The following is a 7,346-nucleotide window of genomic DNA, read 5'->3' on the forward strand; positions in this document are numbered from 1 at the left end:
TGCGGTAGCATCATTAACTTCTGTGGCTAAACTTCCATTTGCTTACGCGAAAGACGGTATTTCTTACACCTTCTCAATCGTACCAAATGCATTAGGTAAAGATGCAGAAGCACAACGTCGTAACCTTGCGGGCTTAATGGATGGTTACTTCCATCACGAAGCCACTGTTGAAGGAGGTCAACACTTAAACGTTAACGTGTTAAACCGTGAAATGTTGCTAGATGCAATGGATCATCCGGAAAAATATCCGCAATTAACCATCCGTGTATCCGGTTACGCAGTGCGTTTTAACTCTTTAACTAAAGAGCAACAACAAGACGTTATCACCCGTACTTTTACACAATCAATCTAAAACATTGTGATTTTTGACCGCACTTTTGCGGAAGCATAACGATAATGAGCCTGATTTAAGTCAGGCTCATTTTTTATAGGATCAATTTTTGATAGAATTTAGCCGGTTTATTTATGTGAGTTGATTATGTCAGTTTTAGGAAGAATCCATTCTTACGAATCCTGTGGCACGGTAGATGGTCCCGGTATTCGCTTTATTTTATTTATGCAAGGCTGTCTAATGCGTTGCAAGTATTGCCATAATCGAGACACCTGGGACTTGGAAGGCGGAAGAGAAATCACCGTTGAGGAACTAATGAAAGAAGTGGTGACTTATCGCCATTTCATGAATGCAACGGGCGGCGGCGTGACCGCATCCGGCGGTGAAGCGATTCTTCAAGCGGAATTCGTACGCGATTGGTTTCGTGCCTGTAAAAAAGAGGGAATAAATACCTGCTTGGATACCAACGGTTTTGTCCGTCATTACGATCATATTATTGACGAACTATTAGACGTGACCGATCTTGTACTGCTTGATTTAAAAGAACTCAATGATAAGGTTCATCAAAACCTCATCGGAGTACCAAATAAACGCACGCTTGAGTTCGCCAAATATCTACAAAAACGTAACCAACGGACTTGGATTCGCTATGTTGTCGTGCCGGGATATACCGACAATGATCACGATGTACATTTACTCGGGCAATTTATTCAAGGCATGGAAAACATCGAAAAAGTCGAATTGCTTCCATATCATCGTCTTGGCGCGCATAAATGGAAAACTCTCGGATTCGATTATGAATTGGAAGATGTCATGCCGCCGACACGTGAATCTTTGGAGCATATCAAATCCATTCTAGAAAGTTATGGACATACCGTAAAATTCTAAGCGAACAGTCAATTACATCAGATAAAGGAGTAGATAATGAAAAAACTGATTTTAACATCCTCAATTGGCTTACTTGTCGCTTGTAGCGCGCAACCGCCGCATCAAGCCGAAATGCAAGATGTAAAACTGACTCCGCCCACTCAAGATCGCCAAGGCTATGTTCGTTTAGTGAAAAATATCAATTATTACATTGATACCGATTCCATTTGGGTAGATAACGAAGAACCGCAAGAAGTGCATTTCGATGCGGTGGCAAATTTGGAGCATGGTTTATTTGTTTATCCGAAAGAATCCAAACGTTATGCGCGTTCCGTGCGCCAATACAAAATCTTAAATTGTAAAAACTATCGCTTAACCCAAGTGCGTACTGATTTTTATGATGAGTTTTGGGGAGAAGGGTTACGTGCTGCACCGAAGAAACAAGATAAGCACAGCATTCGTTTAACGCCAAATACCACCTTATATAATGCCGCGCAAATAATCTGTGCGAATTACAGCAGAACAAAACACCCGATAAAATAGCACCGCATTAAACGCCGTTTCAATGCGGTGCTATTTTAGAGGTTCAATGGTAATAACAAAAATGGCCGCAAGTAGGCCATTTTTTGTGGCATTTTCAGGCATAAAAAAAGCCCTCTCAACGCTGAGAGGGCAAAGTATATTTGGAGTCATACTATGAGTTGTTACACTAACAAATCAGGTATGCGACGGATTATAATAAGACTTGAAATAAATGCAACATTTTTTTAACAAATCAATTATGCGGATTACGTGTATTGGCATTTACCAAGTTACGCATCAAAAGTGCGTAATCCAAATGAATATCTTGCGGTACGTCTAAAAATACAAAATGTCCGTCTCCTAAAGCCGCTTCAATCGCTTCATTTTTGCGATTTAACATTTTCTCAATTTTAAAATTGATATTACCTTGCGGCGTCATCATTTCCACTTCATCACCAAGCAAAAATTTATTTTTCACAGCAACTTCTGCCATGCCGAGCTCGTTGCGTTTGCCGGTGAATTCGCCAACAAATTGCTGGCGGTCAGAAATGGAGTAGCCGTATTCATAATTTTGGTATTCATCGTGCGTATGGCGGCGCAGGAAGCCTTCGGTATAACCACGATGCGCTAAGGATTCCAACGTATCCATCAGGCTTTCGTCGAAAGGTTTACCGGCAGCGGCATCATCGATGGCTTTGCGGTACACCTGAGCGGTGCGGGCGCAATAATAGAAGGATTTAGTGCGACCCTCGATTTTTAAGGAATGTACACCAAGTGCGCTAAGTTTTTCCACATGTTGTACGGCGCGCAAATCTTTTGAGTTCATGAAATAGGTGCCGTGTTCGTCTTCAAAAGCAGTCATCTGTTCGTCGGGATTTTGCGCTTCAGTGTAAAGGAACACTTTATCGGTGGCGGCGCCTTCGCCCAAAGTCGGTGCGATGTTCTTTACTTCAATTTGTTGGCTCGGATCGATTTTCGGCACAATATTGCCCACTTCATCTAATTTGCCTTCTTCTATTTTGTATTCCCAGCGACAGGCGTTGGTGCAGGTGCCTTGGTTAGGATCCCGTTTATTGATGTAACCGGAAAGCAGACAACGCCCGGAATATGCCATGCAAAGTGCTCCGTGCACGAAAATTTCCAGTTCAATATCCGGCACTTGTCGGCGGATTTCGGCGATTTCATCAAGGGAAAGCTCGCGTGACAAAATCACGCGGGTCAAACCCATTTGTTTCCAGAATTTTACCGTTGCCCAGTTCACCGCATTGGCTTGCACGGAAAGGTGAATGTCAATATCGGGGAAGTGTTCGCGCACCAACATAATCAAGCCGGGATCGGACATAATCAACGCATCCGGCTTCATATCGATAACCGGTTGTAAGTCTTTAATAAAGGTTTTCAGCTTGGAATTGTGCGGCGCAATATTCACCACCACATAGAATTTTTTGCCGAGAGCATGGGCTTCATCAATGCCGATTTTTAAATTAGCGTGGTTAAATTCGTTATTGCGCACGCGCAGGCTGTAACGCGGCTGACCGGCATATACCGCATCGGCACCGTAAGCAAAGGCGTAACGCATATTTTTCAAGGAACCGGCAGGGGAAAGTAATTCGGGTTTAAATGAAGTTGTCATAAAAGTCTCTTAGTCTGATTTCAAGTCAGGGGCTTGCCGAGGCAAGCCGTAGTTGGAGTAAATACTTATATTATTACATCGCTAAATTTTAAATTAACTTTTTATTATAGCCTCTCAATACAATTCATTAATTCGGTAATATGTGCGGATAAGGCTGGATTATAATCAATACAATCTAAAGGATTTAATATCCTATGTTTAAATAATTTTGCTTTTTCAAAAGATTTTCTGATTACCGAATCTAAATCACCACTATTCTTTCTAGAAAAGGTATAACCAAAGTTATTTTTTAATACTTCTAAACATCCCATATTATCGGAGAAAATAACCTGAGTACCGGATAAAACTGATTCTATACCAACTAATCCAAAAGGTTCATAAATTGATGCCATAATTGTATAGTCTGCAGCTTGATATAAGTCAGACATATTCTTAACAAAGCCTAATGAAGTAATATTTTTAGCCTCTCTAACCGGCGTGCCGGCGACAACTAAACGAATCGGTAAATCAGACTTTTCAAAATAATTCTTTAAAATATCAAAACCTTTTCTCACATGTCCTGTTGAAGGAAATAAGTAGATGATTTCATTATTATTAAAACCGAATTTCTTTCTTAACTCAGCTCTTTTATTATCTGTCGGTTGTGAGAACTTTTTAGTATCTACCGGCGGATATAATACTAAAATTTTATTTTTATCTACATAATAATGCTTTATTAATTCATTTTTCATCATTTCTGAATGAGCAATAATTAATTTAGCATAAGAAAGTGACGTCTTCTCATTTTTTATTTTTAACTTATCGCTAATACTTTTTTTCTTACCAATCGTATTTAAATACCCACTATGATTTCCTCCACAAAAAACAATATCTGCTTTTGTGTAGATTGTTGTCATCGAAATGACATCTTTACCGTTCTTATTAAAGAAACACGATAATAAAAGTTGTCTCAAAGGCTTAGGAATTAGCGTTAGATTGACTTTTTTGGCTTCAATAAATTGATTTTCAACTAAATTAAGATCAAATTTTGTTGAATATACAATAGGCTTAATACCAATTTGATTAAATCCATTAACAAGATCAATGGTATATCTTTCCATACCTCCACCATATTGGAATTTCATACAGTCAATGGAAAAATCTTTGTTTAATTTATTCATAGAGTATTGGTTTCTCGTTAATAATATGATCGCAGTAACTGCCAAGAATAACTTTATTTATATATCTTAGTTTGTGTATGTTGGTTTTTTCTTTTATTAGATTAAATTCTTTATTATCGAATTTATTATTTAAGTTGTAATGTAATAAATGAGGAATAGTATCATCAATGATCTTACATTTCCTATCTTTTAGATATTTACCATTCATAATCTCATTGTACATAATTTGAAAGAAAAAATAATGAGGAACATTTTCCTGAGTCTTCCAAAAGTTCATTAAAATATCTAATAGAGTATGAATAGTAAGATCATGAGGCCTAGAGATAATAAAGCTATTTAATACATTCACTCTATGCTTATCTGACCAATTAAAATAAGCAATATCATATTTACGCCATTTTTCCTTATCTTTGGCATTTAAATCTCTTTGAAACATAAAATAATCTGATTCTAATAATTTATCAGATATTTTACCGGTAAGAAAAATTGTTGCATCAAGCCATACACCGCCATAAATATCTAATAAGGCAAGGCGAATTAAGTCAGAAAAGAAAGCATGATTAAAATTGGGATTTGAATTTTTTTTATTATAAATAAACTCAGGTAAATCAAGATACTCCTTCAAATTGCTATCTTCTAAACGAATTACTTCATATTCTCCTTTAAAACGATCTACACTAGAAAAACATACCTTTACTAAATCAGGACTATTTTTAATTCCTTGTGCCCAATATTGCCAAATGATTTTTTTCCCAATTAATTCTTGCTTAACCGGCTTTAAGGTAAAGTGTTCCAATATATTAGAAAAATAAAGATCAATAAATTCCCTAAAATATTTTGCTGTGTGAAATTGTTGTTTTAAATCAACAAATAATTCTATTTTTTTCCTAAATCTTTTAGGTATTAATCCTCTATATATATTTTTTAATATAGGCTTTTTAGTCAAAAGAAAGAATTGTTTAGCTAAACAATAAGAAGAATATCGATTATCTACCATGATAATTTATCCATTAATCGTCTAAAAAAAGAAGCCTTCTCAGGTATGCTAAATTTATGGAATAAGCCAAACCAATTATCTTTTCCTAAATGATTTATACGAATAAAATCCTTATTTTTAAAATAAGACATTAAATAAATTCCTTGGTCATCGTCAATTATATTGTTTCTTATAAACATTCGCTGGCAATCGAATACTATCTTACCAAATTTCTCCCACGATTTTTGATTTCCTATAATACAACCACCAATAATATAAGGTTTATTATTAAAAATAGCTGAATATACATCATCAATAGAGTTAATCTCAGAAATATCATTTATAGAAAATAAATGGATGTTATCTTTCTCAAATTTATAAGACCAACTTGAAAGATGATTTAAAGTTTTCATATCTCTAACATAACCGAAATCAATCCAAGCAAATTGACTTTCGTTCATATTATTTCGTTTATATTCTTGAATGGCGCGGTTAACAAAAAACGTTTTTAAATTATTTACTAATACATAAGAATTAGACCAATATTCAATATTCTTAATTTGTTCGACAGAAATTCTTTTTTTAAACTCATCCAAATTCTGTATTCTTTTAATCTCAGCAAGTATATGCTTAAACTTATCTTGTAAATGAATAGTAATAATCTTTGTGGGTTTTCCTTTTCTTAATTTTAAAATTCTTTCTTTCAAATCCGGAGAAGTAAAAATAACCATTTCATTATTTAACTTGGCTAGATTTGAGAAATATTTAAAATAAGTTTTTGTTGTTCTTGTCAAATATCCCGGATAACCTTGATTTTTAGGAATATTCCCTCTCCCAATATCAAAGAATGCGGTAACGATTGTAATACGATGATTTTGATTTATATTTAAGTCTGACATAATCGAATCTATTACTTGAATGGAACAATATAGCGATTTTTAAACAGTTTCTTATAAATTTTTTTATAGATTTTTTTAGGCTTGTAATATAACGATCTCAGTCTATATAAGATTGTTTTTTTCTTTCCTTCATGAATAATCTCTCGCTCACTTTGCAATTGACTAACAAGATTTATATTTTTAGACTGAATTTGACTTTCCTGAACACACAATGCCGGCACTAATTGATAAGTATCCTGATTAAAACGATTAAACATAATAAGATCTATTGGTGATAATGCTTCTGAGGAGAGATTAGTAATAAATTCAATTAATCTTATAATCGCATTTTTTGAAATAACATAACCTGCCGTGCCACAATTCTCTACCACGAGTTTTAATATATTTCGTTCACAATAAGAAGGTATATTCGCTTCAATGCATTTCGAATAATTTAAAAATGTCTCAAAACGTAAGACAAATGCATCATCTTCTGAAAAACGCACGCTTAACCAAGTATCTTCAATTAAAAACTTTTCTGCATTTTCCCCGATTAAAATATCGTCTTCAAAAATATAAATATAAGGCAAATTTTCAGCCAAGCATTTTTTCCAAAGCATATAATGGCTCATAAAACAGCCCTTTTCTCCTGCAGAAAGTTTGGCATGAGCAAGATTAGGCAAGTGAATTTGGATAAGTTGATCGAGTTCTTCTGATGGTGTAAGGGCATCATAAAATTCAAAAGGAATATGATGTTTGCCGAATTCTTTGCAGATATGCTCGCGACGCTGAACGGCGGTTTTTAAACTAATGACGTAATTGGTATGCATAAGAAATCATCATCTATTTTCGATATCGAACCGCTATATTATCTTTTATCGACATAAAACAAAACCCCGCCATTTGGCGGGGTTTCCAACAAGTCCAAATTATTTTGTGCTTGGAATTTTGAAACGGCTGTTAAAGCGTTCAACACGAC

8 protein-coding genes are annotated in these 7,346 nt (G+C 35.1%); 3 read left to right on the forward strand and 5 right to left on the reverse strand.

Annotated features, from left to right (window positions below):
• From ACO59Y_RS04140 to ACO59Y_RS04150, 3 genes are all read left to right on the forward strand, one after another.
• Window positions 1–352: glycine radical domain-containing protein (locus ACO59Y_RS04140; protein WP_486130898.1), on the forward strand; the 352-nt coding region annotated here is incomplete at its 5' end.
• Between the two features lie 126 nt (window positions 353–478).
• Entirely contained in the window at window positions 479–1,219 is a 741-nt protein-coding gene (gene pflA / locus ACO59Y_RS04145) for a pyruvate formate lyase 1-activating protein (RefSeq protein WP_486130900.1), read from the forward strand.
• 36 nt (window positions 1,220–1,255) lie between these two features.
• The gene (locus ACO59Y_RS04150) at window positions 1,256–1,741 is read left to right on the forward strand and encodes a surface-adhesin E family protein (protein ID WP_373603737.1); all 486 of its coding nucleotides are present in this window, start codon (window positions 1,256–1,258) and stop codon (window positions 1,739–1,741) included.
• A 232-nt stretch (window positions 1,742–1,973) separates the two neighbouring features.
• Here ACO59Y_RS04150 and trhP read toward each other — a convergent pair whose 3' ends face one another.
• The 5 genes from trhP to ACO59Y_RS04175 all read right to left on the reverse strand — a co-directional run bounded on the left by trhP (window position 1,974) and on the right by ACO59Y_RS04175 (window position 7,197).
• On the reverse strand, window positions 1,974–3,353 hold the full coding sequence (gene trhP / locus ACO59Y_RS04155; RefSeq protein ID WP_486130903.1) for a prephenate-dependent tRNA uridine(34) hydroxylase TrhP: 1,380 nt from the start codon (window positions 3,351–3,353) through the stop codon (window positions 1,974–1,976).
• 104 nt (window positions 3,354–3,457) lie between these two features.
• Entirely contained in the window at window positions 3,458–4,513 is a 1,056-nt protein-coding gene (locus tag ACO59Y_RS04160) for a glycosyltransferase family 4 protein (RefSeq protein ID WP_486130905.1), read from the reverse strand.
• Window positions 4,506–5,510 (reverse strand): capsular polysaccharide synthesis protein, encoded by a 1,005-nt coding sequence (locus tag ACO59Y_RS04165; RefSeq protein ID WP_486130907.1) that lies wholly within the window; start codon window positions 5,508–5,510, stop codon window positions 4,506–4,508. Before ACO59Y_RS04165 ends, ACO59Y_RS04160 begins: the two co-directional genes overlap by 8 nt.
• Entirely contained in the window at window positions 5,504–6,388 is an 885-nt protein-coding gene (locus ACO59Y_RS04170) for a WlaTC/HtrL family glycosyltransferase (protein WP_486130909.1), read from the reverse strand. Before ACO59Y_RS04170 ends, ACO59Y_RS04165 begins: the two co-directional genes overlap by 7 nt.
• Before the next feature lie 11 nt (window positions 6,389–6,399).
• A complete protein-coding gene (locus ACO59Y_RS04175; RefSeq protein WP_486130911.1) occupies window positions 6,400–7,197 on the reverse strand; it encodes a glycosyltransferase family 25 protein in 798 nt (265 codons plus the stop codon).
• Window positions 7,198–7,346: the final 149 nt, after the last annotated feature.

The organism is Rodentibacter sp. (assembly GCF_057314195.1).